Origin of the sequence: Pseudomonas fluorescens (assembly GCF_002022275.1) — a bacterium.
GTDB classification, from domain to species: domain Bacteria; phylum Pseudomonadota; class Gammaproteobacteria; order Pseudomonadales; family Pseudomonadaceae; genus Aquipseudomonas; species Aquipseudomonas fluorescens_AJ.
Genome location: NZ_MSDF01000059.1, coordinates 22472 through 48116, shown reverse-complemented (window position 1 = coordinate 48116; position 25645 = coordinate 22472). Strand labels below are relative to the sequence as shown.

20 protein-coding genes are annotated in these 25645 nt (G+C 61.8%); 2 read left to right on the top strand and 18 right to left on the bottom strand.

Annotated elements, in window-relative coordinates:
* Nucleotides 1-11: 11 nt before the first annotated feature.
* From BFW87_RS29535 to BFW87_RS29470, 14 genes are all read right to left on the bottom strand, one after another.
* The gene (locus tag BFW87_RS29535; protein WP_078743252.1) at nucleotides 12-1061 is read right to left on the bottom strand and encodes a hypothetical protein; all 1050 of its coding nucleotides are present in this window, start codon (nucleotides 1059-1061) and stop codon (nucleotides 12-14) included.
* A gap of 12 nt (nucleotides 1062-1073) precedes the next feature.
* The gene (locus BFW87_RS29530; protein WP_078743251.1) at nucleotides 1074-2882 is read right to left on the bottom strand and encodes a hypothetical protein; all 1809 of its coding nucleotides are present in this window, start codon (nucleotides 2880-2882) and stop codon (nucleotides 1074-1076) included.
* Nucleotides 2883-2885: 3 nt separating this feature from the next.
* Nucleotides 2886-4178, bottom strand: coding sequence for a hypothetical protein (locus tag BFW87_RS29525; RefSeq protein WP_078743250.1), 1293 nt, complete (start codon nucleotides 4176-4178; stop codon nucleotides 2886-2888).
* Nucleotides 4179-4197: 19 nt separating this feature from the next.
* Complete coding sequence (locus BFW87_RS29520) at nucleotides 4198-5121, bottom strand: hypothetical protein (protein WP_078743249.1); 924 nt, start codon at nucleotides 5119-5121, stop codon at nucleotides 4198-4200.
* 57 nt (nucleotides 5122-5178) lie between these two features.
* On the bottom strand, nucleotides 5179-7539 hold the full coding sequence (locus BFW87_RS29515) for a hypothetical protein (RefSeq protein WP_078743248.1): 2361 nt from the start codon (nucleotides 7537-7539) through the stop codon (nucleotides 5179-5181).
* Nucleotides 7540-7549: 10 nt separating this feature from the next.
* Entirely contained in the window at nucleotides 7550-8689 is a 1140-nt protein-coding gene (locus BFW87_RS29510; protein WP_078743247.1) for a hypothetical protein, read from the bottom strand.
* Nucleotides 8668-10104: an alkaline phosphatase family protein gene (locus tag BFW87_RS29505; protein ID WP_078743246.1), complete on the bottom strand. Its 1437-nt coding sequence runs from the start codon at nucleotides 10102-10104 to the stop codon at nucleotides 8668-8670. The genes BFW87_RS29510 and BFW87_RS29505 overlap by 22 nt, the downstream gene beginning before the upstream one ends.
* Complete coding sequence (gene eboE / locus BFW87_RS29500; RefSeq protein WP_078743245.1) at nucleotides 10094-11314, bottom strand: metabolite traffic protein EboE; 1221 nt, start codon at nucleotides 11312-11314, stop codon at nucleotides 10094-10096. Before eboE ends, BFW87_RS29505 begins: the two co-directional genes overlap by 11 nt.
* On the bottom strand, nucleotides 11311-12195 hold the full coding sequence (locus BFW87_RS29495) for a TatD family hydrolase (protein WP_078743244.1): 885 nt from the start codon (nucleotides 12193-12195) through the stop codon (nucleotides 11311-11313). Before BFW87_RS29495 ends, eboE begins: the two co-directional genes overlap by 4 nt.
* Nucleotides 12196-12236: 41 nt before the next feature.
* Complete coding sequence (locus tag BFW87_RS29490) at nucleotides 12237-12920, bottom strand: EboA domain-containing protein (RefSeq protein WP_078743243.1); 684 nt, start codon at nucleotides 12918-12920, stop codon at nucleotides 12237-12239.
* Complete coding sequence (locus tag BFW87_RS29485) at nucleotides 12917-13801, bottom strand: UbiA family prenyltransferase (RefSeq protein WP_078743242.1); 885 nt, start codon at nucleotides 13799-13801, stop codon at nucleotides 12917-12919. The genes BFW87_RS29490 and BFW87_RS29485 overlap by 4 nt, the downstream gene beginning before the upstream one ends.
* Nucleotides 13798-15666 (bottom strand): 3-dehydroquinate synthase, encoded by a 1869-nt coding sequence (locus tag BFW87_RS29480; RefSeq protein ID WP_078743241.1) that lies wholly within the window; start codon nucleotides 15664-15666, stop codon nucleotides 13798-13800. The genes BFW87_RS29485 and BFW87_RS29480 overlap by 4 nt, the downstream gene beginning before the upstream one ends.
* A 403-nt stretch (nucleotides 15667-16069) precedes the next feature.
* On the bottom strand, nucleotides 16070-17107 hold the full coding sequence (locus BFW87_RS29475) for a hypothetical protein (RefSeq protein ID WP_078743240.1): 1038 nt from the start codon (nucleotides 17105-17107) through the stop codon (nucleotides 16070-16072).
* A gap of 87 nt (nucleotides 17108-17194) precedes the next feature.
* Nucleotides 17195-18112, bottom strand: coding sequence for an AraC family transcriptional regulator (locus BFW87_RS29470; RefSeq protein WP_254865972.1), 918 nt, complete (start codon nucleotides 18110-18112; stop codon nucleotides 17195-17197).
* A gap of 109 nt (nucleotides 18113-18221) precedes the next feature.
* Here BFW87_RS29470 and BFW87_RS29465 point away from each other — a divergent pair, with 109 nt between their 5' ends.
* Complete coding sequence (locus tag BFW87_RS29465) at nucleotides 18222-19262, top strand: SDR family oxidoreductase (protein ID WP_078743238.1); 1041 nt, start codon at nucleotides 18222-18224, stop codon at nucleotides 19260-19262.
* Between the two features lie 7 nt (nucleotides 19263-19269).
* On the opposite strand, the gene BFW87_RS29460 is transcribed toward BFW87_RS29465, so the two are convergent.
* Nucleotides 19270-20211 (bottom strand): LysR family transcriptional regulator, encoded by a 942-nt coding sequence (locus BFW87_RS29460; protein WP_078743237.1) that lies wholly within the window; start codon nucleotides 20209-20211, stop codon nucleotides 19270-19272.
* A gap of 109 nt (nucleotides 20212-20320) precedes the next feature.
* Between BFW87_RS29460 and BFW87_RS29455 the strand changes: the two genes are divergently transcribed.
* Nucleotides 20321-21820, top strand: coding sequence for a CoA-acylating methylmalonate-semialdehyde dehydrogenase (locus BFW87_RS29455; protein WP_078743236.1), 1500 nt, complete (start codon nucleotides 20321-20323; stop codon nucleotides 21818-21820).
* Between the two features lie 353 nt (nucleotides 21821-22173).
* Here BFW87_RS29455 and BFW87_RS29450 read toward each other — a convergent pair whose 3' ends face one another.
* The 3 genes from BFW87_RS29450 to BFW87_RS29440 form a co-directional block, all read right to left on the bottom strand.
* Nucleotides 22174-22470, bottom strand: coding sequence for a DUF6124 family protein (locus BFW87_RS29450; RefSeq protein WP_078743235.1), 297 nt, complete (start codon nucleotides 22468-22470; stop codon nucleotides 22174-22176).
* A 522-nt stretch (nucleotides 22471-22992) separates the two neighbouring features.
* On the bottom strand, nucleotides 22993-23550 hold the full coding sequence (locus BFW87_RS29445; protein WP_078743234.1) for a hypothetical protein: 558 nt from the start codon (nucleotides 23548-23550) through the stop codon (nucleotides 22993-22995).
* A gap of 72 nt (nucleotides 23551-23622) precedes the next feature.
* Nucleotides 23623-25431 carry a monovalent cation:proton antiporter-2 (CPA2) family protein gene (locus BFW87_RS29440; RefSeq protein ID WP_078743233.1) on the bottom strand — a complete coding sequence of 603 codons (1809 nt, stop codon included), beginning with the start codon at nucleotides 25429-25431 and terminating at the stop codon, nucleotides 23623-23625.
* Nucleotides 25432-25645 lie beyond the last annotated feature (214 nt).

Below are 25645 nucleotides of genomic sequence, written 5' to 3'. Positions count from 1 at the left end.
TCCAGCCGACTTTACAGTTCCACCCGCCGCAATCTGCCACTCAACGGCACCACTTTGTTGTCGGGCGCGGGCACCTGCCGCCCCGTCAACCCCATGCCCTCACTCACCACTACGGCCCCCGGCACCAGGCACAGGTTGGACGGCGTATCCAGCCCGCGCGCGAGTATTTCGACCCGTCCACTGTGCAGGTTGCAACGCAACAGGCGCCCGCTGAACCGGGTGAAGCCGCCATGCAGCGGCTCGCCATTCCAGTCCGCTGCCAGGGGTTGCTGCAGGTGGCTGCACAGCTCCAGCACCAGCAGGTTGCCGTCGGGGCACAGCGCCAGTCCGGTGGGCAATTGCAGGCCGCGGATAACCACCTCGATCTGCGCAGTGGCCGGGTGAACGCGGATCACCTGACCGGCAAAGTCGGCAAAGTCGATGCCCTTGCGCGCCGGGTCAGCGTGCAGCTCCCCGGAAAACAGGCTGATCAGCACCGCGTCGGTCTCGGGTTCGTACACCAGGGTGACAGGCACGGCTTCTTGATCCTGGTCCAGTTCGGGGAGCTGCGCGAGCACGCATTCCTCTTCACCGCCGCGAAATTCCACCAACTGGTTGGTGTCGGGTTTGACCGCCAGCCAACTGTGCCGCGTCGGGTGGAAGCAGAGTGCGTTCAGGTTGCCGCGACTGTGAAAAACCGGCTCCGGCGGGCTGTATTGCAGATTGAGCAATTTGGAGCCACCGACATAATCGGTCTGGCTGACGAGGCAAACCCCGTCACCGCAGGCAATGTCCGACACCCCCATGATTTCATCGCGCAACATGCGCGCCTGCATGTTCATTGCGCGAAAACCTCTGGCAACGGTTTCGCTGGGCAGGTAAGCGCCGGGCCGCTCCGGGTCGGAAATCAATCGGCTGATGCGGCCACTGAACGGCTGGTCCGGCAACCCCGAGCCGGCCTCCGCCAGCAACAGGCTGCCATCGTCTTGCAGGCACAGGCCGCGCGGGTTGAGCAGGCCTTCGGCAATCAAGGTACTCGGGCGCAGGTTTTCAATGGGCTGCGCAGGAATATGCAAGGTCATGGGGTTTGGCTCCTATTGCGGCGGCTGCCATGGGCTGCCGGTGAGGTAGGCCCGCAGCAATGCACGCTGCGCAGGTGACATCGAGCGCACCACCGGCATGAACAGCGTGGTGCCTTTGTAGGCGTCTGCGGTGCGCGCGAGGATGGCGTTTTTCGCGGCCATGATTGCATCGGGCTGGTTCAGCGGCACGTAGCGCGACATGGCCGGGAAGGCCAGGTAGTGAAAACGCAGGACGTTGGGGTACACCTGTTGCCAAGTGATGATGCTGCCCTTGGCGATGCCGAAGTCGGTCTGTGCATATTTGCGGAAGTTGGTGAAAAACGCGCCGTTGTCCACGCCGTTGGCCGTGCAGGTCAGCGAGACAAAGCCCGCCTGAGCGGCGCTGCCGGCTTTCAGCGTGACGGGAAAGCTCAGCGTCTGTTGGCCCGCGTTCAGCGTCATTGACGTCGGAAAGTTGAGAAAGTCAGTGTATGGCTTGCCCTCGTAAGTCCCCGGTGCGCTGGCCGCCACGCTGATTTTCGTGGCATTGGGAACCGGGCCACCCAAGTAGCGGACCTGCACATTGATCGTCAGGCCGTTGGGGTAATCCTCCAGGTACACGTTGCGTTGATCGGCATACACCCGATAGGTCGATTCGATGGCGTTAAGCGTCTTGCCGCCCACCGGCGTTGGGCCCGTGATGGCCAGTGCGGTGGTCCGCACGACTTGCTGTTGGCTGGTGCTTAAAGGCACATCGACGATGCCGCCGTACACGTAGTAATTGACCAAAGGGCTGGCCGTCGGGTTCAGGGTGGTCAGCACGGTGCTGCCGGCCGCGATCGTTACCGGGCCGTAATTGGCATTCGGCCCGATGGGGCTGGTGATGTCGTCTCGCACGGTGCGGAAGGTCTGTTTGGGAATGACGTTCACCATGTCCAGGCTCAGCAAACCGTTGTTACCCAGCGCTGCATAGGCGGCGTTGCCCGTGGTCAGGTTGACGATTTGTCGGCCCGGCTGGCAGCTCAGTGGCTCGCCGGCAAAGGCCGGGGCCAGCGTGCCGATCACCCGGCCGATGCTCGGGTTGGGTGTGTATTTTCCCGCCGCATAATCGGCATCCAACTGCGGTGTGGTCATCTGCGGGCACATCTCGAACATCACAAAGCGCAACACAATCCCCGTGGCGCCAGGTGCGTTGATGATCGACGCCAAGCCAGCACTGTTCTTGTTCCAGCTGACGATGCTGCTCAACGGGAAGGTGAGCTGGAACGTGCCGCTGGCATGGAACGAACCCGGTGCGTCCATCTTCGGCGGGTCAAGTACGCGGCCAGTCACGTCAAAGCTGCTGCACACCGCATTGCTGCGAATCAGCAACTGAACATTGTTGTTGTCGCCAATTTGCAGGCCGCCGACAAAGATCTGCGTGGTCACCGAGGAGGTCGGGTCGAGGTCGACCATCATCGGCCCGGACACCGGGCCCTGGCCGGTCACCGGGTCGACCGAGCCGAGCAGGTACACCGGCTGGCCGATCAGGTCACCGGTGGTGCCGATGTTGCCGGGGGTGCCTTGCGAGCTGATCAAGGCGTTCTGCATGTCCACCACATGCTGCCCGTAGTGGTTCCAGCCGCCGGCGGTATAGTAGTTGCCGGCGGGCGCGTTGATCATGTTGTTGAGTTGGTCGTCGGTATAGGACTGCGCGCCCGGCGCCAGAGTCGAGGTGGTCAGGTCAAACAGCGGCCAATTCTTCTGGCCGTTGAAAGGAATGGTCGGCGAGTTGTTCGGCAAGCTCACGTCCGTGCGAATGCCGCCCCAGAAATTCAGTCGTGGTCCATTGAGGATGCTCATGGTCTATTCCTTGTCCGTGGCGTGAGGGGCGAGAGGCGGGTTGGCGAATTTGAACAGGTAGGAGAAGTCCGACTTGAACGGGCTCTTCACCGGCGTCGCCATGGAGTGGCAGTTCATGCAACTGCTGTTGGGCTGGATGTAGCTTTCCATCGTCACGTTGGCCGACAGGGCGGGCGTCGGCTGGCCCAGCGGGTTGCTCGGGTTGTTCGGCATCAGCGGGCGTTGGGTGGTGACGAGCTGGTAGTACTTCATCACGCTGCGCTGCAGGCCGGGGTTGGCGCGGTAGTTGTTGTTGACCCAGTTGGTGACGTCAGCAATCGGCGTTACGCGGTTCAACGGGTTTGGCGTCTGGAACGTAGTGCCAGGTTTGGGTACGCAGACCAGTTGTGTGCCCTGGGTTCGCCAGTTGCACGGCGACTGGTTCAGCGCGGCGGCGGGGGCCGCAGCGTTGAAGTAGGAATACGCCGTACCCGGCACCGGTTGGTCGACCCACTGGCCGTTGACCTTGGCCTTGGGCGGCACGTTTTCGATTTGCTCGAAGGTCGACCAGATCCACTGCGGGTAGCCGTTGACCTTGGTGATGATATGCAGCCCCACCAGGCCTAAATAGGCCTCGCTGACACCAATTTTCTGGCCCTGGCTGTTGAACCGCGCCACGCGCGCAAACTGGGTCAGGTAATGGCTGGCGTTGTCACGCGGCGTCAGGATGCGCCAGCTGGATTTGATTTCGATCACGCCGTTGGGGAAGTTGATGTTGTTGGCTTTGGACACCACATTCGCGTTGTAGAACGTGTTGCCGACGATGTAGTTGTAGGACGCCTGGTTAGCTGAAATATCGTAGTAGGTCGGGTTGCCCGCCTGGTCGATCAGCCAGCCGCCGACCGCCTGGTCGATGGAGTTGACCAGCGTGCTGTTCTTCAGCGCGGCAATGTTAATGATGCCCAGGCTTTTGGCCCTCAGCGGGCTGTTCCACGGCCCCGGGTTGGCAGCCCCCGGCAGGAAGATTTCGCTGACGGTCTTGTAGGTTTGCCACACGGTGTAGCCGGAGTCGCCCGGCTGTTTGCTGCAATTGGGCGCGCCGCGCTGGCCGTCCTGCGCGGGCCAGTTCATGGCAATAAACATTTGCCAGCTGTATTGATCGAACTGGTCCTGGCTGGCGTTGGCGGCGGGTGCGCTGCTGGGCGGTTGGCAGTTCAATTGGGTGGCCAGAGTGGCCGGTTGCGGCTCTTCGCGCGCTTGCACCGACAGGCCGATCAGCCCGAGGGCCATCAGGCAAAAACTGAGTAGATTTTTCATCGCGATCCTTCCTCACCCGTCAGGGTTTGCGCGGCATGAGCTGGTTCCACTGGGCCTTGCGTCCATTGCTCTGGGACGCTGGCGGCTCAAACAACTGGCATTGCGGCGGGTTCGTCGGGCACATGGCGGCCACTTGCGCCCAGGTCTGGGCGGGGTCGGGTTTGGCGATGCGAAAGTTCGTGTAGTTCTGGCTGACAATCGGCGCGTTGGCCACGCTGGTGTCACCGGAAAAGAAGAACGACTGCGGCAGCCGGTAGGGCGGTTTGCCCGTCTGTTGTTTGTTGAACGCGTAGCCGAACAGAATCGGCCCGGACGGTGATTGCAGGTCCAGCGCATAGGCCTGCACGCTGCCACCGAGGTTTTTGCTGCGCTCAACGCTATAAGGCAGGTGCTGAACGAAATCCTGGCGCGGCGGGTGGTTCATCGGCGAGAACATGCAGCACGCCGGCATGTCTTTCGGGCGGTCCTCGGGGTAGGTCAGGAAGTAGGCCTTGTTGCCCAGGGACACAAACGAGCAACTGTAGTTGTTGTTCTTGATCGGGAAGATCGGCAGGCAGTATTTCTCGTAGTGCTCCAGCATCGCGCCGAAGCCGTCGCCATCCGCCGGGATGTAGGTGCTGTCGTAGTAACTGGTGCCCCTGGACACCGTGTAGTCAGACGGCTTCAAAGTGGACGGCGGGCTGCTGTAAGGCGGCGGGTTTTTCTCGTAGTTCGTCATCACCCGGTACATGGTCCAGTTGCTGATCCACTGCGCGGGGAAGAACGGATCGGACGGTTCGCCGGGCAGGCGCGTGGCGATGCAATTGCCGTTTTGCGCGTTGCACCCTTCGGTGTTGTGCACCCCGTTGGTGAAGTACACGGCGCCGCTGTCATCCGCAGCAAATGCGGCGGGGCTAAGAAGCAGCATCAGCAACAGCAGTCGACTCAAGAGGCTGGCGTTCATAAGACACTCCTTTGAAAGCCGGGTGACAGGCGTCACCCGGTGGTCCTGTGTGTGGCGTTAGGTGTAGTCACTCATGCTGAGCAGGACGGGTGGGTAATTGCGCTTGACCAGCGCCTGCGCCCACAGCTCCAGCACGGCGCGACGGCTTTGCGGCATGTCGCGGGTGATGGGCATCGCGAGGGTGCTTTCTTCCTGGTACGCCTTGCTGATCAGCACGATCAACTGGTCGACGGCACCTTCGATGCGCGTGAGGTTATTGAGCGGCATGTACTTGCTCATGATCGGGTACAGGTAATAGAACGGCTGGAGGATGAAGGGGTAGATGAAGGTCTCCCAGATTACTTGCCCCGCGTCATCGCGCTGGTAGATCAGGTTCCAGGCATTGACGAAATCCTGCTGCATTTGTGGTTCCTGTGGCAGGACGCGCAGGGGGGCGAGGAAGTCGTTGTAAGCCTCCGCGAGCTTGAAGCTGAAGGGGATGGCGGGGGCCTGTTCGCCTGGCTGTACGAAGAAACGCAAGGTCGGGAAACCTGGCGCGGTGGCCCTGACGTTGAGTAACGCGATGCCGTTGGCGTCGGTCCGGATCTGCGCCACGCTGTAGTGCACGGTGCTGTTCTGCGGGTCTTGCAGGGTGCCTTCCCTCTGCTCGGCATTCTCGAACGTCAGGCAAGGGCTCAGGGCCACCGAGCCCGGTGTGGGCAGGTACTGAAGATAGCTCACAGGCACCGACGAGTCGGATGGGGCGGCCGCACGGGTTGCCGTCAGCCGACGGCCAGTTCCCTCGGTCACCTCGCGGGCCAATGCCGGGGTATTGATGAATTGCAGCAGGTTGGAATGGTTATTCGCACGGTTGTCGGGGTCGTCGAAGAACAGCGTAAAGTCGGCTGGGTTGCTGAACGCCAGGTAGTAATCGGTGGTGCACATCATGTAGGCGTTGCCATATTCCGCCACCCACAGCGTCGTGCCCGCCGGGGCGCGCAGGCCGTCGTACTGCACCATGATCTGCAGCGTCTTGCTGTCGCCCACGTCGATGAAACTGGCGCTCTCAACCACTTCAGCGGTCCACATTTGCTGGGTTGCGGCCTGCACCGCGGGCGTGCCCACGCATTGCAGTTCCAGTGCGCCGCTTTGGAGCTGTTTTTTTGCCTCGGCACTGAGGGGCAGGTCAAGGATGCCGGAGCGTTTGTCGAACGCCGCCTGCTGGTAGTCCGCGAAGCCGAAACTGGCCAACGGTGTGAATTGCCCGTCCTGGCGTACACCCAACTCGTAGTTGCCGGCATCAAATTTTTCCGCCACCGGGATAGCCGCGGTCTTGTCGATCGGGTAGCACGGAAAGGTGTTGCCCAAATCCAGCGACAAGGTATCGCCATGGGCTTGGGCCGAGACGACACCCAGCGTCATGTCGGTGGGGGCGGCGCCCGGTTTTACAAGCGATACGTTGTTGACGGGTACCAGACGCCGTCCCGCCGGGGCAGTGGGAAATTCGTCCTTGAGCCACAGGCCCAACGTACCGACGGTACGGCTGTAGGCCGGGTTAAAGAAGATACTGCCGACATTGGTCAGGCCCTTCTGATACATATCCTGCACTTTGGCCATGTCCAGCGGGGCCGTGGAGCGTGTGTTGATGGGCGGGTAGTCGTTGAAAATGCCGTTCTTGTCGTAGCAGGTCAGGTAGGTGGAGAACCGGAACATCAAGCCTTGGGCGTTTTGTTGGTCCATCTGTTCCTGAAGGTTTTTCAGCAAGGCTGAATTGCCGGTCGCCCACGTCAGGTGTTCTTTCGGAAAGCAGGTTTGCCAGGTCGTGGTCACATAAATCAGGCCACCCAGATTGGCCCAGTTGAAGTTCAGAAAACGGTCCAGCATCCGGTGTTGGCGCTTGAGTGTCAGGCCGCATTGATCGCTGCCCAGTACCAGTTTGTCGAAGTACAACGCCGTGAAGGTGTTCTGCCACGGGCTAACGTCGACAAAGCGCGCCGGGGTCGGGCCCGGGCCGCCGAACGGGTTGCCGAGCAGGTTGTAGCTCTGGTTGATCAGGGCGTCTTGACCCACGTAGCCACCAGCCGGGAGTTCGCCGCCGGTGATCACGGATTGGGTCTGGTTATAGCTGACGTTGCCGCAAGCATTGTCGCCAAACAGGTTCCATTCTCCGGGAATCATTATCGGCGGGTTCTGCACAACGTTGCCCGGCACCTGCGTGACGTAATCGGGGGCTTCGTGCAACACCCGCGGTGTGATCGCCCAGGGTAGAAGGTTGCTGGCGGCATTCTCGGGCGTGATGTTGTAGTACTTGAGAAACCGCCAGTTCATCTCCATCTTCACCGCGTCGTACAGCGGGTACATATCGTTGTTGTTACCGGTCGGCGGGTTCCAGAACATATGGCCACCGACGTAGATACGCGGAAAATTCAATACGCTCATGTCAGGCTCCTTAGCGTTGCCACTGGGCGCGTTTGAGCGACCAGACAAAGTCCAGTTTGTGATAGCCGACAAAGTCGGAGGCCGGCAGCGCTGCGGTGGGGTATTCAATACCGCCGCCTTTATTGAGGGCGAAATTGAAGTAGCCCTTCTTCGCCGAGTACGCGGCCGTGCCGTGGCAGGCGAAGCATGAGGACTGGCTCTGGAACGCCGACTCCAGCTGGGAGTTGGCCAACAGCGTCGGGTTGGTGTTGGACTGCACGCCGATCAGCTCGTACTGGGCCAGCGCCGGAAACTGCGCTTGAAACGCCGTGTTAACCGGTTGCGCCGCTGCCGTCGGCCCGGTGCTGTTGGTCATCGGCGTGGGCGGGATCGCATTGGTCACGGTGTATTTGCCGTTGTTGCGATTCTCGAAGGTGGTCCACACCCAATCCGGGTTGAGTTTGTTGATCACATGCAGGCCGCTCAGCGCGGCATAGCCCACCACGTATTGCGTGCCTTGCTGGTAGTAGGTCTGGGCGATGTAGTAGCCGTCTTTGGCCAGTTGCTGCTGATAGGTCGGGTTGTTGCCGATCCACAGCCACGCGGCCTTGAGTTCCCAGGCGGTGAAGGGGAAGTTGAGGTCGCCTGTCAAGGCGGCCTGGCCGTTCACGTTGTAGACCTTCTGCTGCACGATGTAGTTGAAGGTGTCTTCGCCCATCAGCAGCTGGAAGCGCACCGCCTGACCTTGCTCGGCCTGCGGCACCTGGCCGCCCATTTCCAGGATCAGCCCGTCCACCTGTTGCGTGGCGTTGAGGTTGTGGAACATACGGCTGGTGTTCATGCCCATCGCCTGGGCCTGGCTCAGCACCGCGGCAGGCACCGGCGTGCGCTGGGCGTAGGGCAGGGGTGCGGCGCCTTTGGCCAGGTAGACCTGGTCGGACGGCTTCAGGGTTTCCCAGACCAGGTCCGGGCTCTGCGCCGCCGCGGGTTGGTTCAGGCAGGCGAACCAGTTCCAGGCCAGGGTCTCGGGGCTCTGGGTGAAGGTGGTTCGCGTTTTGTCGATGTCGCCTCCAAACCGCATGAAATTGCTGCAATCGAAGGGGCTGGTGGTCTGGGCCTGGGCCAATCCGGCCAGTGCACTCAGTACCGTTATAGATAAGGCTCGCCGCATGGAAGCTCCTTGGCTGTGGCCAGTTCGGTGTCAGGGCGCCCCAGGAAGTGTTCCAGGAGCAGTTGTTTCACTGCCGTGGCCGCAAGGTGGTGCGGTAACGGCAGATCACAATTGGTGATTAGCAGCGGGCCGGTCTGTGTGCTGGCCGGCAGGCGGCCATGGCTGCCACGGACCAGCGCGGTGTCCAGCGGGATCAGGTCCATGTAGTAGCGAAAGCCGAGTTTCTTTTGCAGCAGGCGCCGCGCGACTTTCAGCAGGGGGAAACGGATCGCCGGGTCGATAAACAGCTCCACCGGGTCGTAGCCGGGCTTGCGGTGGATGTCCACGGTGCGCGCAAAATCCGGCGCCTTGCGATCATCCAGCCAGTAGTAGTAATCGAACCAGAACCCCTTGGCGGCCACGGCCACCAGCTCGCCGCTGCGCGGATGGTCGAGCTGCCAGGCGCGTTGCTCGGCCTTGTCCAGCACCTGCTCGATGCCCGGCTGGAATTGCAACAAGGCTTTGACGCGCGGGATGTCCTCGGCGCGTTTCACGTAGACATGTGCGATTTGATGGTCGGCCACCGCAAACGCTGCGCTGGCGCCGGGGTCGAGCAATTCCCAGCTCAGGGATTCGCGCACCTGCAACAGGCCTTCGGCACGCAATACGCGGTTGATCGACACCGATTGCTCGACGGCTTCGATGCCGTATTCGGAGAGCAGCATCACTGCCGCGCCTTGCGCCTCGGCAAAGGCCAGCAGGCGCCCGACTTCACTGTCGATTGCGCGCACTTCATCAGGTATCGAAGGGTGGTCCGGCCCCACGCGTTGCAGGCTGTAGTCGAGGTGGGGCAGGTAGATCAGTTGCAAATGCGGCCGGCTGATCTTGAACTCGGCCATGGCGCAATCAACGATCCAGCGGCTCGAGGCAATGCCCGCCGCCGGCCCCCAGAAACCCGGGAACGGAAACGCGCCAATCTGCTGTTCAATCTGTTCATGCAACCCGGGTGGCGACGAGTACAAGCCAAACTGCTTGCGCCCATCCGCCGGGTAATGCGGGCGCGGGGTGATGGAGGCGTCGACGTCGGCGTACATGTTGTACCACCAGAACAACTGGCTGCAGCGAAAGCCCGGCATCTCGCGCTTGAGCGTGTGCCAGACCTTTTCACCCTCGATCAACGCATTGGGTTGCAGCCAGAAACGCACCTCGGCCTGCTCGCGAAAGTACCAGCCGTTACCGACGATGCCGTGTTGCGACGGTGGCGCGCCGGTGAGAATCGATGCTTGCACCGTCGAGGTCACCGCCGGGAACACCGGTTGCAGCGTGGCCATTTTCGCGGTCTTCAGCAGCGCGTTGATATGCGGCGTGGCTTCACCCAACAGCGACGGGGTGAGCCCCACCACATTGATCAACAGTAGCGGTTGCTCAGAGGGCATCGGCGTAGGCCTCGCGTACCAGCGTTTGCAGCAGGTTGCGCCGGCGCAGTTGGTCTTCGACCCAACGCAATTCGGCAGCGATGCCTTCCAGTTGTGCAAGCTCGCTGGAGGGGCGCAGTTGCGCGGGCAGCACGCCCCAGCTGTAAGTCTCCACTTCCAGTACCGGGCGGAAATCGCCATGGGCCGCCAGATAGTCGAAGGTCTGCGCCAGGGCGACATGGCTGCCGCTCAGTTCGGGTAACAGCAGGTGTTCGCTGAACAGCGGAACGTGGAAATGAATGCGCAGCTCGGTGAAACCTGCGCAGTTTTCCAGGGCGGCAGGCAGGTCGGGCCACGCCACGCGACGGCCATGGAAGTCGAGGGCTTTGACCTGGTGCAGGTAGGTGGCTTCGGCGAAGGTGGCCAACGTCTTCAACACCTGTTCGCGGCGGCGCTCATCGTCGGCCGGCAAGCGACAAATCATCGCGTTGGACAGCTGGATCTTGCCCACTGGCACCCGTGCGTGGCGCAGCCGGTCGAGGGATTGGTAGCAGTCTTCAAACATCACGGCCTGATGGCACACGTCAAAACACAGCGCCAGGTATCCGTGGTTGGGGTCGATGGCTTGCCGACGCTGAAAGAAGGCGATGGTCTGCTCGGTGTTTTCCAGCACGCAGTCGGGTTCCATCTCCAGGCAAAACACGATTTTGTTGCCGGTTTCCCGGTGCAGGCTGGCCAAGGCTGCCGTGAGCTGGCTGAGCTGCTCGTCGGCGCGTGCCTGCAAGGCAGGTGTCCAGGTCGCGGCGTAGCCCAGCGGCACCGTGGAAATCACCCCCTGACGACAGTCGGCGGGCAAGGCGTGGGCGAGGATGCGCGCCAGATCGAGGCTGTAGGCCAGCCGTTGCGGGTCGGCCCAGTCGGGCAGGTAGACCTCGGCTTTCACCGCGCCCTCATGGAACTCGCCGTACGGAAAGCCATTCAGCGAAGTCAGGCGCAGCCCGCTGGTGTGCAGCAGTTTCAGAAAGTGCGCGCGCGCCGATTCATGCTGCAATTCGGCGGCTGCGCGGGCACAGATCCATAGGCCACTGTCCTGTTCGTCCAGCCCGCGCAGGCAGCGCACACCTTGAAAATGCTGCTCGATGGAGGCGCGCAACCCGGCCAGGTCGCGGGTGGGGTGCACGTTGCTGCAATAGCCGACCTGGGAGGCGGCCCAGCCGCTGACGGCACTCATTTGACCACCGGGTCCTGGCCGCGCAGGGCCGAGTTTTCCTGCCATTGCTTGCGCTGGTCGATGGGCAGCGGGGTACTGACCAGGGCTTTGTCGAGTTGGCCGCTTTGGGCGAAGAAGTCCACCGGGTTGTGGAACAGCACCTGCTCGACCTGAGCTTCGCTGAAGCCTGCCGCCAACATCGCCTGGCCGGTCTTCGGCACCTTGAGCGGGTCGCTGATGCCCCAGTCGGCGGCGCTGTTAACCACCATTTTTTCGGTGCCGTATTCCTGCAGCAACGCGACCATGCGCTGCTCGGACATTTTGGTGTTGGGGTAGATCGAATGGCCGCGCCAGCAGTCGCTGTCGAGCACCAGCGGCAGGGTCAGTTCGTTGAGGTGGTCGATGATCACCAGGTGCTCGGCAATCCCCACTTCACGAATCACGGCGAGGGTGCGTTTGGTGCCACCGATCTTGTCGCGGTGCGGCGTGTGCACCAGCACCGGCAGGTTGAATTGTTTGGCTAGCTCCAGCTGCGCGGCAAGAAAGCGGTCTTCTTCGGGGGTGATGTCGTCGTAACCGATTTCGCCCACGGCCACCACGCCGTCTTTCACCAGATAGCGCGGCAGAATCTCCAGCACTTCGTTGGCGATCGACAGGTCATTGGCTTCCTTGGGGTTCAGGCCGATGGTGCAGTAATGGTGGATGCCGAACATGCTGGCGCGAAAGCGCTCCCAGCCCAGCAGGGTGTCGAAGTAGTCCACGAAACTGCCGACGCTGGTGCGCGCCTGACCTTGCCAGAACGCCGGTTCGATCACCCCGGTGATGCCGGCGGCGGCCATGTTCTGGTAGTCGTCGGTGGTGCGGCTGACCATGTGAATATGCGGATCGAAGTACTTGAGCATGGTGAATCCTCGTCAAGGAAAGGGCGCAGGCGGTGAGCGGTTCAGTTCAGGTGTGCGTGCCATTCCGGCGGCAGGCGCAGGCCGCCGAGGCGCTGGCGTTGCGCGGGGCTGAGCAGGGAGAACGCGATAGCGTCTGGCAGGCCGGGGGACACGGGGCGTTTGGCAGCGAGTTGTTCGTCCAGCAAGTCCAGGGCCAGCTGATTGAGCGTGACGCCGTGGCGTTGCGGCAGGCCGACGACACGGCCGATATCCAGGCCCATGCCCAGCGCTTTGAGCACTAACTGGTGAAAGGCGCGCTCCGGGTAATGACGCGACGGGTAGGCGCTGTCGAGGGCGAGGGCGGCGAACACTTGCGGGTTGCTGGTGCGCCCGGCCTGCAAGGCCAGCTCAAGGCACAGGCCGTCGCTGTCGAGCCAGTCGAGGGCCTTGAGGAGGGCGGTTTTCTCGTGGTCGTCGCCCCACAGGAACAACTGGCGCACGGTCGAGACGTGCTCGGCGTCCGGGGTGTGTTCCAACGTTTGGGCCAGCAACAAGGCGCGCGCCAGCTCAGCCACTGGCCGCCTGAGATGACGCTTGAATTGGCCGCTCAACAGCGCCGTGGTGGTGGCGCCCGGTTGTTGAGTGAGTTGCGCCTGCGCCTGTTGCCACCACTGCAGTTCCGTAGCGTCCAGCTGTTGGGCGAGGGCTTGGCGATAGTCGGCGAGGCATTCCTGGCGCATGTTCATGTAGGTTTGATCCAGCGCTGAAAGTGGGGGAGCACAAAGAACACCAGCACGCAGAGCAAGCTGCCCAAGGGTTGGTCAGCCACCGCCAGCACCAACGCATCGAACAGCGGCAGCGCCGCCAGACCCGCACCGATAAACGCGCGCACGTTGCGTTGTTGCGGGTTGGCGAGGTGTTTCCAGTAATGCCGGCCCAGCCAGCCGAGCCACAGCACCAGCACCGGCCAGAACCACAGGTTGTTGGAGTAGATCGCCAAGGCCAGCGGGCTGAGCATGAGCACCAACGGCAGGCGGCTGATCAACTGGTTGCGATGTTCCTGGCGCGCGAGGTAAGTCAGGCCGCTGATGTACACGCCGAGCAGAATCGCGCAGAGCCAGATCGGCTCCGGCGGCACCGCGAGGCTGGCGGCCGCGGTGAGGTACAGCGCCGAGCGGCAGGCGCCCATCAGCCACACGCTGTGGGCGTATTTCTTGTGCAGCAGGTTGTAGCCGAAGATGCAGCCCACCAGCAGCACCACGCCGCCGAGCAGCCAGTGGGGCTGGTCGATCAGGCGGCTCAGGCCCAGCACGGTGGCGGCGGCGAGGATCAGCAACAGTGCCGTGGCAAGGCCGACCTGTTGACGGCTTGCAAGGCCCAGGGTGATCGGGCGCGGGTTGTGGTGTTGAAGGTCCCAGTCGGCATCGAGCCAATCGTTCAACAGCATGCCCGCCAGGTACAGCAGCGACAGCGTGATCAGCAGCAGCCCCCACACCAGCGACGACGGTGGCGCCAGCGCGCCGGCGCTGCTGGCGAGCAGGGCGGCAGCCAGGGTGTTGGTCCACACCGTGGGCAGGTTGGACACGCGGCCCAGGGTCAGCCAGGTCTTTACGTCTGTCTGGCTCATTGTGCGTAGCCCAGGCGCAGGGCCATGTCGCTGCGGGTCGCCAGTTGGTGCAGCGCCCACTCCATCTGCGCGTCATCGATTTCATGCAGGTCTACCGACTGGCCGATCCGGTTGAGCATCGGGATCGACAGCTGCCCGCCCAAATGCTGACGAAACTCTTCCAGACCGAGCAATACCCGCGAGCGCCCCTGTGCATCTTTCAAACTCAATTCCGGCGGGCACAAATTGAAGCCCAACGTTTGCAACAGGTTCATCACCCGTTGCGTGTCGGCATCGCTCAGCAAGCCCAAGGCATTCGCGTACAGCCCGTCCAGCGCCATGCCCACCGCCACTGCCTCGCCGTGGCGCAACCGGTGGTGGCTGAGGTTTTCCAGCTTGTGCGCGGCCCAGTGCCCGTAATCCAGGGGGCGGCCATTGCCGCGTTCAAACGGGTCGCCGGCACCGGTGATGTGCCCCAGGTGCAGCTCGGCGCAGCGGCGAATCGCGTAGCGGCTGGCCGGGTGATCGAAGCGGGCGAGGGCGTCGGCGTGGTGTTCCATCCACTCGAAAAACGCCTGGTCCTTGATCAACGCCACCTTGACCGCTTCGGCCAGGCCGGCGATCTGGTCGCGATGGGTGAGGCTGGTGAGTAATTGGAAATCGTTGATCACCGCCGTGGCGGGGTAGAAGGCGCCGAGCAGGTTTTTCTGGCCGAAGGCATTGATGCCGTTTTTCACGCCGATACCGGCGTCGTTCTGCGCCAGCACGGTGCTGGGGATGCGGATCAACCGGATGCCCCGGTGGAAGGTTGCACAGGCGTAGCCCACCGAATCCAGCACCGCGCCGCCGCCCAGGGCCAGCACGTAGCAATGCCGGTCGAGGCCGTGCTGCAGCATGTCGGTGTAAAGCTGTTCCAGCACTTGCGCGTTTTTGCTCAGTTCACCGGCGGGCACTGCGATGGGGGCGGTGAGCAAATGCAGGTCCGTGGCGTGGTGGCTAAAGTAGGCGTCGATCTGCTCGAGCAACTGAGGGGCGCTGACCAGCAGTTGTTCATCGGCAAACACCATCACCGTGACCGGGCTGTTGTGCCGGGCCAAGAATTGCTGATGCAGACAGGGGTTAAGCGGGTCGAACAGGTGATCGGTGAACACCACCGGGTAGTCGTAACTGACCTCGAAACGGCCGTGCAACGGCCTCTCGGCATCCGGTTTGCGCAAGGTCTTGAACAGGCTGTACCCGGCCATGAACAGCAGCGGCAAGACCATGCTCGCCAGGACCGCCACCAGCAGCGCGTTCTGCTCGATCAGCAAGGTGCCGATGGCGGTGTAGGCCAGTGCCAGGCCCGCGTTGGCCAGGGTGGTGATGAGTAAAAACGCGCGCAGCGGGTAGCGTTGCATGCCAGCGGCCACCACCGAGGTTTCCGCCAGCACCGGCACCCCGCGCAGGCAGATCAACGACAGCGTGTTGAGTCGGTACGCCAACTGCCCCGGTTGGCGTTGATGCAGGCCCAGGCGCCCTGACAGCAGCCGAAAATAACCGGCCCCCAGCGCATAACCCAACCCGGCGCCCAGGCACAGGCCGACAAAGATCGCCAGATAGCCGCCGAGGCTGCCGAGAATGGCCACCGCCAGCAACGCGACCATGCTGGATGGCACCGGCAACACTACGTCGAGCGAGAGCAGGGCGATCAGCAAGAGTGCGAGCGCCATTGCTCCGTTGAAGGACGTGGGTTGGAACTGATTGAGTTGGATCAGAAAGTGCTGAATCTGTTGTTCGAATAACACAAAGCTGGCGATGACCAGTGCAGAAAAAATAACCAATGACAGCCAGAAATGATCGACCGGCCCCTTTTTCGAAAACGCACGACGCCACTGGCTGCGCTTCATCAAAGCATCCCTTTTCAAGTGTAAAGACCAAGTTCCGTTTCAGTCGTCGACGCTATTTCAGAGCAACAGAGCACCCTGCCTGGAGGGCTGGTAGAACGGGCGATTGACTACGGCGGTGAAGGTATTCATGAACGTAGACGGTTGTGGTTTTTTTGCAAGTTCGGCGGGGAAAGGAGTTTTAAATAGGCTATTTGGCGGGTTTTAAACATCAATGTTTGTCGAGCTTTTACAACAAGTTGTATGGACTATTTGGGCGCGTCAATAACCCGTTAAAGAGCGACTTTGCAAGTTACCAATTAATGTCAAAGTGCGAGCATCACTGGCGTGGATTATTGCCACTGGCTATATGCGATTTAAACACTGCTTAGTTGTCGAGAATGATTCCGCTTAAGCCGTTGAGTGTTTAAGGCGCCGAGTCTGGAACGGCGCGATAAACCGCAACCTCGTCCGAGCGAATGGTTTCTTTCAACGTGTAGGTCGAACCGGTTTTGATCGTTATCTTCCATTGCCGCGTCGCACGGGAAGCATTGGCGTTGAAGGCGGCGTCCGGCACCGCTGTGAAGTTGTCGTAGCGGTACAGGGTGTAGGCAATGTTCGGCTTCAAGCCGGAGAGCGTTACGGTCAGTTTCAACGGGGCAGCCGTTGGGCGTTTATTGGCGTGTTGCGCCATTGCCGGTTCCTCGGCGTTTATATCGGTCCAGAGCCGCACCGGCAGTGTTTCACCGTCGTGATCGATAATGCCGGTGATGGCCACGCCGAACTGCTTGCCGCGCGGCAGGGAATACACCGACCGTGCCGGCGCATTCGCTTCCCGGCGGTCGGCCTGGAATTCGCCAAAAGGAAAGTTGTAGCGGTAAACGGGCGCGCCGTCGGGGGACCAGAGGCCGTTGTCACTCAGCGTCAGCACGTCGTCGGCGTAATAATGCGGCGGCGATGTGAGCGGGTATTTCGACGAGACGCCGATTACCGGCACGATATGGTCGTACTGCGGGTCGCCAGCCTCGGCGTCATCCGTGCCTTCGAAGGCGTGCATGTTTTCATACACGCCGATGATCACCGGGTAACCGGCCAGCACATTACCTTTTACCCACGTCAGGAAGGCGTTGGCGTTTGGCGTGCTGGTGCTGTTCCATGGCTGCGCCTGCAAGTGCATGCGGGCAGCGGCGGCCGCATCGTTCACCCCGGGCAGCAACTGGCTGTTGGCGCTGGATTGGTCGACACCCGGGCTCGCCAGGGCGCGGGCGTCATATTGGGACACGTACTGGCCGTAATAGAGCCCGGCGCTGATGAAGGCTACTTCACCGCAGTAACCGTGGTTCGCCGTCCATTGCAGGCGTGGCGGGATGTCGTTCTTCACGCGTGCGGCGGCGCAGTCCTGCGTCCAGAGCGCTATGGGCAACAACAGAAGCATAAACAGCACGCGCGGTGTGAGGCCCAACATGTCGATCGCCTTTAAACGGGAGGCTGATCAGGTTACCCGCCCTCGGTGGAGGTTCCCGTGAGGCTGTGTGGAGAGTCGATGGAGGCGCTAGCGGCGCATGCTGTTGCGGTACGCGGTGGGCGACCGACCGGTGACGCGTTTGAAAGCGTTGCTGAACGCGCTGTCCGAGCCATAGCCCAAGGAGTGGGCCAGTACGGTGATGGGCGTGTTTTCTTCACGCAAAGCCCGCTCGGCCAGGTGCATGCGCCATTCAGTCAGATAGGTCAGCGGTGCCACGCCAGCGACGGCCTTGAAATGAAACGCGAACGTGGTGCGCGACATGGCACAGGCGCCGGCCAATTCTTCAAGCGGCCAGGCGCGCGCGGGTTGCTCGTGCATCAGGCGCAGGGCCGGGGCCAGACGCGGATCGCTCAACGTGCGCAGCCAGCCGGCGGGCAACGTGCTGGACGTACTCAAATGCGCCCGCATGATCTGAATGAACAACAGCTGCGACAACTGCGCGGACGCGAGTTGCACGCCGGGTAGCCCAGCCTGTTGTTCCGCCACCAATTGATCCAGCAACCAACGAAACGCCGTGGCCTGGGGCGACGCTGCCGACACTTGAATCCACGGCGGCAGGACCTGCGCCAACAGGCGCCCGCTGACAGGGTCAAGCAGCACATGGCCGCCGATATAGGTGAAATCCTCACCGTCACCCAGTTGCGCGGAGTTCTTGCCGGAGCCGGAGAAAAGCTGCATGGCGTCCACGGGTTCCACCGTCGGCTCGCTGGAGAGCACAAAGCCGCGCGCCGCCGTCAGCAGGCCGACGTCCCCGGTGTCAAACCGCACCGGTTTGGGTTCGCCGTCAATGCTGACAAAGCAATGCCCTTTGATCACCGCAAAGAACTTGATGGAGGTGGGCGGTGGAAAGCGGATCGCCCAAGGGCCACCGGCGCAGAAGCCGCCGGTCATCAGCGATTCGGCGTGGGTCAACCTCAGGATGTCGGAAAAAGGATCACTGCTCACGTTCGTACTCTCGCGATGGTTATCTGCACGCTGGCGCATTCAACGTCCGGCATCGCGACTCTATCATGGGCACTTCCCGATTCGCTGAAACTCGACCCAGGAGGTCACCATGCACGACAAACCCACGTGGGTGCTTGTCACCGGCGGCACCGGTTTTATTGCGCAACACTGCATCATTGCGCTGTTGAATCAGGGCTATTGCGTGCGCACCACGCTGCGCTCGCTAGCGCGTGAGGCCGAAGTGCGCGCTCATCTCAGAACCGGCGGCGTGGAGGCGGGGGATCGACTGGTTGCAGTACGCGCCGATTTGACTGAAGACCGCGGCTGGGACGAGGCTGTTGCAGGCTGCACGTTTGTGTTGCACGGCGCCTCGCCCACGCCGTCGGGCGATCAGGCCAGCGAAGAGCAATGGATAAAACCCGCAGTGGAAGGCAACTTGCGGGTACTGCGCGCCGCGCGGCAGGCGGGGGTCAAACGCGTGGTATTGACGTCGGCTTTCGGTGCCATCGGCGTCGGCCACCCACCCATGCACCGACCCTTCAACGAGACAGACTGGAGCAACCTGGCGGCAGGCCTGGCGCCCTATCAAAAGTCGAAAACCCTGTCGGAGCGCGCGGCCTGGGATTTCATCGCCAGGGAAGGGCGTGGGCTTGAGCTGTCGGCGATCAACCCGGTGGCAGTGTTGGGTCCGGCGCTGGGCGCGGATTACTCGCACTCCATCCGCATTATCCAGCGGCTCATGGACGGCCAGCGCGGTTGCCCGAAGATCAACTCCTGCTTTGTCGATGTGCGCGATGTCGCCGACCTGCACGTGCGCGCCATGACCCATCCGGCGGCAAGGGGCGAACGATTTCTGGCCTCGGCGGGTGAAAGCTTATGGATGAAGGACGTGGCCAGCGTGCTCAAGCGTCGCCTGACGCATGCCGCCGACAAGGTGTCGACGCGGGTGTTGCCCAACTGGTTGATACGCCTGCTCGCCCGGGGTAACCCGAACCTCGCCAATATGGTGCCGTTGCTGGGCGTGAAGCTCAACGCCAGCAGCGACAAGGCCATACATTTGCTCGGCTGGGCGCCGCGTTCGCAGGAGGACGCCATTGTCGCCACCGCCGAAAGCCTGGTGCGCCTGGGTTTGTTGGGGCACCAGGCATGAGGCGGGTTCAACCGGCGGTGTAGCGAAACCCTTGCGACAGTTTCTCCTTCAGAAACCCCACCAGTGCACTCACCGACTTCGGCACATGGGGCGAATAGGGCCGAATCAAGTAAATCTCATCGGCAAACACGCCTTTGAGCGTCCAGTCTTCCAGCACCTGCACCAGCGTGCCGCTGGCCAGCGCGGCATGGGCGCTGAAGTCCGGGAGCAGGGCGATGCCCAGGTGGTTGAGCGCCGAGTCGCGCAGGGCCTCGCTGTTGTTGGTGGCGAAGCTGCCGGCGATGGGCACGGTGAGGCGTTCGATTTTTTTGCTGCCGCGTTCGAAGGTCCAGGCAGGCTGGTCGGCGCCGCGCGGGTAGAACAGGCAATTGTGGGCGCTGAGGTCGTCGGGCTTGCGCGGTTCACCGTGGCGTTGCAGGTATTCGCGGGTGGCCACCAGCACCGAGGCGGTGTCGCACAGCTTCCAGGCCACGTGGGTTTCCGGTACCTGGAAACCATGGCGCACCGCCAGGTCGTAGCCTTCGGCCGCCAGCGAACTCAAGGCATCCGACACATCCAGCTGAATACGCACCTGCGGGTATTGCTGCAAAAACGCCGACAGATGGGGCACCAGCTGTTGCCTGGCAAACGCCACCGGCGCGGTCAAGCGCACCAGGCCGCGAATCTCTCCGGCCGAGTCGCGCACCGACGAGAAACTGCGCGCGATATGCGCGTAGGCACTGCGCACTTCACGGGTCAGGGATTGCCCCGCGTCGGTCAGCCGCACGCTGCGCGTCGTGCGCGTGACCAGCCGCGTGCCGGTGGCTTTTTCGAGGTCCGAGATGCGCTGGCTCACGGCGGATTTGCTCACGCCCAGGCGCGCCGCAGCGGCGGTGTAGGTGCCGTGTTCTTCCAGCACCGACAGCCAGTGAATGTGGGTCCAGAGCCCCTCGATTTCTGCCTTTTCCATGGTTCTATTGTTCGCCTGTGAGGACAATCAGTTCTGGATTCTGCTCTGGTTTGGAACAAACCGAAAGCCTATCGTGTGTTCCACCGCTACCGACCCGGGATCATCTGCCATGACCACAACCATCGAGCATTACATCAACGACCAGCGCGTGAGCCGCGACGACCGCTATCAGGACGTCTACAACCCGGCCACCGGTGAAGTCACCGGGCGCGTCGCGCTGGCCAGCCGCCAGACCGTGGCCGAAGCCGTGGCCGCTGCCCAGGCTGCCTTCGCCAGCTGGGCCGACACGCCGCCGATCCGCCGCGCCCGTGTGCTGTTCGAATACCTGCACCTGCTGCGTGAACGCAAAGACGACCTGGCGCGCATCATCGTCGCTGAACACGGCAAGGTCTTCACCGACGCCCAGGGCGAAGTGGACCGCGGCATCGACATTCTCGAATTCGCCTGCGGCATTCCCAACCTGCTCAAGGGCGAACATTCCGACCAGGTGTCCCGAGGCATGGACAACTGGACGATGCGTCAGCCGCTGGGCGTCGTGGCCGGTGTCACGCCGTTCAACTTCCCGGTGATGGTGCCGATGTGGATGTACCCGATCGCCATCGCGGCGGGCAACACCTTCATCCTCAAGCCAAGCCCGACTGACCCAAGCGCGTCCCTGTTCATGGCCGAGTTGCTGCGTGAAGCCGGTTTGCCCAAAGGCGTGTTCAACGTGGTGCAAGGCGACAAGGAATCGGTGGACGCGCTGATCGAACACCCGGACGTCAAGGCGCTGAGCTTTGTCGGTTCGACGCCGATCGCGCAATACATCTACGAAACCGGCGCGCGCAATGGCAAACGCGTGCAAGGCCTGGGCGGCGCGAAAAACCACATGGTGGTGATGCCTGACGCCGACATCGAAAAAACCGTGGATGCGCTGATGGGTGCTGCTTACGGCAGTGCCGGCGAGCGTTGCATGGCGATCTCGGTGGCCGTATTGGTGGGCGATGTCGGCGATAAAGTCATCGCCGCCCTGACCGAGCGCGCCAAGCTGCTGCGCATCACCGATGGCCGCGATTTGAAGGCCGAGATGGGCCCGATTGTGTCGCGTGCTGCGCTTGAACGCATCAGCGGCTACATCGAACAAGGCGTGCAAGCCGGCGCGCAATTGCTGCTCGACGGGCGTGATTACGTGCCGACCGAAGCAGGCCTGGAGAACGGGTTCTGGCTCGGCGCGACGCTGTTCGACCACGTGACCCGGGACATGAGCATCTACCGCGAAGAGATCTTCGGCCCGGTACTGGCCTGCGTGCGTGTGAATGACTTCGGCGAGGCGATCAAACTGGTCAACGACCACGAGTTTGGCAACGGCGTCAGCTGCTTTACCCGCGACGGCAACATCGCCCGCGAATTCGCGCGGCGTATCGAAGTGGGCATGGTCGGCATCAACGTACCGATCCCGGTGCCAATGGCCTGGCACGGTTTTGGCGGCTGGAAGAAGAGCCTGTTTGGCGACATGCATGCCTATGGCACGGAGGGTGTGCGCTTCTACACCAAGCAGAAGTCGATCATGCAGCGCTGGTCGGAGAGCATCGAGCAGGGCGCCGAGTTTGCGATGCCAGTGTCCAAATAACTCAAGGCAGCAGGCAATCTCATGGGGGATGGCTTGCCTGCGATAAGCATAGGTATCTACACAACTTTTAGAGGCTGGCGAATCTCTCTGTGGCGAGCGGGCTTGCCCCGCGTTGGGCTGCGTAGCAGCCCCAGAACCAGCCACTACGAAGTGTCTGATACACCGTATTCTTCTTTACTGGGGCTGCTTCGCAGCCCAACGCGGGGCAAGCCCGCTCGCCACGAAAGCCTTGTCTACTGGGGTTTAAGCGTCTAGCTCAAGTTATGTAGATACTTATGCTGCGATGAGGGTGTATCAGTCACCTTTCTGGTACTGATACACCGCTATCGCAGGCAAGCCAGCTCCCACATTTTTTACCGTGCTTCTGGTTTGAGGCATTCTATCGAGCGATCCACCGTGCTCTTCGCCATCACCAGCAAGTGCCACACTGCCAGCACCTTGGCCCGCTCAGGCGGCGGCAGTAACTCGCCGCAATCCAATGCAGTGGCCGAAGCACTGTCGAGCAAGCTGGCGGTGTAGAGAAGGGCGTCTTCGAAGCTCAGGTCTTCGGTTTGAACACCTTGGGTGGGCAGGTAATGGTCGATGGCGCGGTTGAAGGCGGCGCGGTCTTTGAGGGAGTTGAGAGGTGGGTCGGGGACGATTTTATTCATGGTGTACCTTCGCGTTGGATTAGGGTCGACACCCATCGCGACTAAACGAGGGTGGCGGCTGTACGCAGGTTAGTCGACCGGCCCAACACGCAAAATCCGGCGCACCCGAAGGTGCCCTGCGCACAGCCACCATGAAATCTCACGGAGGACCATGCACGCGCTGGAAGGTCGGGCGACTAATCCCGATCACTGATGAGTAGTGACGGGCCGCAGACTAGCCATCGATTCCAGCGGGCACAAGGCGGCAGGGATTGTCTCGGAAACGTCCTGCAATTTAAAGGGACACGGCTTGCTGGCCCTTTAAAAACCATGACGAAATGCCACTAACGCCACCGTTGCCGATCGTTCCCACGCTCTGCGTGGGAATGCATGCTGTGACGCTCTGCGTCACCTGGCGCAAGACCTTAACTACCCGCCGAGTTCGGGACGCGGAGCGTCCAAGGCGGCATTCCCACGCGGAGCGTGGGAACGATCAACACAGTGGTAATCCGTGTTCCAGGCAGTTGAAATTGAGAGGTCGGGTTACTTGCCGCCAGTGATCAACTTCACCAGCTCCGCATGCCCCTTCACATCATCCGCCCGGGAAATTGCCTGGATCACCAGCAAGTGATTGCCCGAGCCGCCCAAAAAGGTGGAGTTCAAGGTCTTGCCGCCGCCCTGTGTCGCGGTGCTGTCGACCTGGCGCAAACCCAGCCCCTTGAAGGTCAGTTTTTTCTCGCCCTGTTTCTTGAAGTCCGGCAGCGCAGCGCTCTGGTCCTTGACGAAATCCGCCACGGCGCCATCCAGAAATTGCGGGTCGTTGTCTTTGATGGTGGCCCCGTCGTTGCGCTCGGTTTCGGCGACGATCACCACACTCTTCGTGGTTGAGTTGGCGTACAGGGTGCCTTGGGTGTTGGCGGTGCCATCCTCCGTCTTGCCGGTGGGCAGGGTGTCGGCGGTGTACGCCTTGGGCAGGCTGAAGGTGAACTTGCCGTCCAGGGTGGAGATGGTCTGGGTGGTCGCGGGTTTGCTCGCTGCAAACACGCTGCCGGCGGTGAGCGCGAAGGCCAGCAGGACGGCGGTCTTGGTGAAAGTAGCCATGGAGCGCTCCAGTGATGAACGAGATTGCGGCGTATTCTGTCAGAAAATTCGCAATCTCGTTCATCCGCAGCCTTACACCTTGTCGGACTCTTCCTCGAGCCGGTCCATCTCAAACAGCCGCGACAGTTCCGTCCGTGCTTCCTGGGCGGTTTGCATCACCTTGGCCGCGTCGTCGTACACCGCATGCTGGGCCGCGAGTACTTGCAGGTCGTGGTTCTTGAAACGGGTGATGCGTGCGTCAGCCTGAGCCTGGGTCAGGCCAAGGCCGACGAGGGTGCGACGGCTCATTTCCAGGCTCGAGTAGAAGGTCTCGCGCACGGGCGAGGCGTCCACGTCTACCAGGCGATGAACGTGCTGACGGTTACGCGCGCGCGCGATGATTTTCATGTGCGGGTAAAGGTTGCGTACCAGCTCGGCGGTCTTGATGTTGATCTCCGGGTCGTCCATGGCGATCACAAAAAACTCCGCCTGATCAACCTTGGCCGCGTGGAGGATCTCCGGGCGTTGGGGGTCGCCGTAGAACACCGGCATGCCACCGAAACTGCGGGTGAGTTCGATGGTTTCCACCGAGGTGTCGAGGGCGATAAACGAGATGTTCTGCGCGCGCAATATTCGCGCGACGATCTGGCCCATACGGCCCATGCCCGCAATCACCACGCGCGGTGCGTCGCTTTCGATGGTGCGGTATTCCTCGGGCACTTCCACGGGTTTGACCTTGGGCTTGAACAGCTTCGGGCACACCAACAGCAGCAGCGGGGTCACGGCCATGGACAGGGTGATGGTCAGCACCAGGACGTCGTAGAGGTGGGGTTCGAACAGGCCCTGGTCGCGGCCGATTTTAAACACCACAAAGGCGAACTCGCCGCCTGCCGCCAGCACCACGCCCAGGCGCAGGGCGCTTTCGCGATTGAGGTCGCCCACCCATCGGCCCACAGCATACAGAATGGGCAGTTTCAAGCCGATCAACAGCAGGGTCAGCCCGATCACCACCAAGGGTGAGCTGAGCAACAGGCTGAGGTTGGCGCCCATGCCTACGCTGATAAAAAACAGCCCGAGCAGCAAACCTTTAAACGGCTCGATCTGGGACTCCAGCTCGTGGCGGTATTCCGAGTCGGCCAGCAGCAACCCGGCGAGAAACGCGCCGAGGGCCATGGACACGCCCACCAGCTCCATCAACCACGCCGTACCGATCACCACCAGCAAGGCGGTGGCGGTCGACACTTCGCGCAGGCCGGTCTTGGCAACGATGCGAAACACCGGTCGCAACAGGTAGCGCCCGCCGATGATCACCACGGCAATGCTGCCGAGGATTTGCAACACGTGCTGCAGGCCCTGCGCTTCGTTGGCCGGGTGATCACTGCCGGCGAGCAACGGCACCATGGCGATCAGCGGGATGGCGGCGATATCCTGAAACAGCAAAATCGCAAAGGCCAGACGCCCATGGGGCTGGTTGAGTTCCTTACGTTCGGCCAGGCTCTGCAAGCCGAACGCGGTGGAGGAGAGCGCCAGGCCCAGGCCGAGCACAATTGCGCTGTTCCAGGACTGGCCAAACAGCCATAACGCAACCACGCCCATCACTGAACCAGTCAGCAGCACTTGCGCCAGGCCGACGCCAAACACCGCCTTGCGCATCACCCATAAACGTTTGGGCGACAGCTCCAGGCCGATGATGAACAGCAGCAACACCACACCGAGTTCAGAGAACTGCGCGACGCTTTGCGGGTTACCCACCAGGCCCAACACCGACGGGCCGATGATCACGCCGGCGAACAGGTAGCCCAGCACGGCGCCCAGTTGCAGGCGCTTGGCCAAGGGCACAGTCAGTACCGCCGCGAGCAGGAAAACCACGGCTGCTTGTAACAGGTTGCCTTCATGGGGCATTGCGAACTCCAGAATCTTCAAAGCGAATCAACAGGGCGCCATTAGAGCGCTTTTTAACATTTGGAAACTTGTATTTTTGCCGCGACAGTCAATGGATGTTGGCTGTAATCCCATTCTTACAGGGTGTTTACGAAAGTATTAATACCATTTAATTCAATGACTTTTTCGTGGGTCTACTACCGTTTCGACAAACTGGATCAGTTGTCACCACGGT

Excerpts from the sequence above, each read along its gene's own strand:
- BFW87_RS29530 (WP_078743251.1), bottom strand. The coding sequence starts at position 2,882 with ATGAGCATCCTCAATGGACCACGACTGAATTTCTGGGGCGGCATTCGC.
- BFW87_RS29480 (WP_078743241.1), bottom strand. The coding sequence starts at position 15,666 with ATGAAGCGCAGCCAGTGGCGTCGTGCGTTTTCGAAAAAGGGGCCGGTC.
- BFW87_RS29495 (WP_078743244.1), bottom strand. The coding sequence starts at position 12,195 with ATGCTCAAGTACTTCGATCCGCATATTCACATGGTCAGCCGCACCACC.
- BFW87_RS29505 (WP_078743246.1), bottom strand. The coding sequence starts at position 10,104 with ATGCCCTCTGAGCAACCGCTACTGTTGATCAATGTGGTGGGGCTCACC.
- BFW87_RS29475 (WP_078743240.1), bottom strand. The coding sequence starts at position 17,107 with ATGTTGGGCCTCACACCGCGCGTGCTGTTTATGCTTCTGTTGTTGCCC.
- BFW87_RS29485 (WP_078743242.1), bottom strand. The coding sequence starts at position 13,801 with ATGAGCCAGACAGACGTAAAGACCTGGCTGACCCTGGGCCGCGTGTCC.
- BFW87_RS29515 (WP_078743248.1), bottom strand. The coding sequence starts at position 7,539 with ATGAGCGTATTGAATTTTCCGCGTATCTACGTCGGTGGCCATATGTTC.
- BFW87_RS29440 (WP_078743233.1), bottom strand. The coding sequence starts at position 25,431 with ATGCCCCATGAAGGCAACCTGTTACAAGCAGCCGTGGTTTTCCTGCTC.
- BFW87_RS29525 (WP_078743250.1), bottom strand. The coding sequence starts at position 4,178 with ATGAAAAATCTACTCAGTTTTTGCCTGATGGCCCTCGGGCTGATCGGC.
- eboE (WP_078743245.1), bottom strand. The coding sequence starts at position 11,314 with ATGAGTGCCGTCAGCGGCTGGGCCGCCTCCCAGGTCGGCTATTGCAGC.
- BFW87_RS29490 (WP_078743243.1), bottom strand. The coding sequence starts at position 12,920 with ATGAACATGCGCCAGGAATGCCTCGCCGACTATCGCCAAGCCCTCGCC.
- BFW87_RS29450 (WP_078743235.1), bottom strand. The coding sequence starts at position 22,470 with ATGAATAAAATCGTCCCCGACCCACCTCTCAACTCCCTCAAAGACCGC.
- BFW87_RS29455 (WP_078743236.1), top strand. The coding sequence starts at position 20,321 with ATGACCACAACCATCGAGCATTACATCAACGACCAGCGCGTGAGCCGC.
- BFW87_RS29535 (WP_078743252.1), bottom strand. The coding sequence starts at position 1,061 with ATGACCTTGCATATTCCTGCGCAGCCCATTGAAAACCTGCGCCCGAGT.
- BFW87_RS29510 (WP_078743247.1), bottom strand. The coding sequence starts at position 8,689 with ATGCGGCGAGCCTTATCTATAACGGTACTGAGTGCACTGGCCGGATTG.
- BFW87_RS29460 (WP_078743237.1), bottom strand. The coding sequence starts at position 20,211 with ATGGAAAAGGCAGAAATCGAGGGGCTCTGGACCCACATTCACTGGCTG.
- BFW87_RS29465 (WP_078743238.1), top strand. The coding sequence starts at position 18,222 with ATGCACGACAAACCCACGTGGGTGCTTGTCACCGGCGGCACCGGTTTT.
- BFW87_RS29520 (WP_078743249.1), bottom strand. The coding sequence starts at position 5,121 with ATGAACGCCAGCCTCTTGAGTCGACTGCTGTTGCTGATGCTGCTTCTT.
- BFW87_RS29445 (WP_078743234.1), bottom strand. The coding sequence starts at position 23,550 with ATGGCTACTTTCACCAAGACCGCCGTCCTGCTGGCCTTCGCGCTCACC.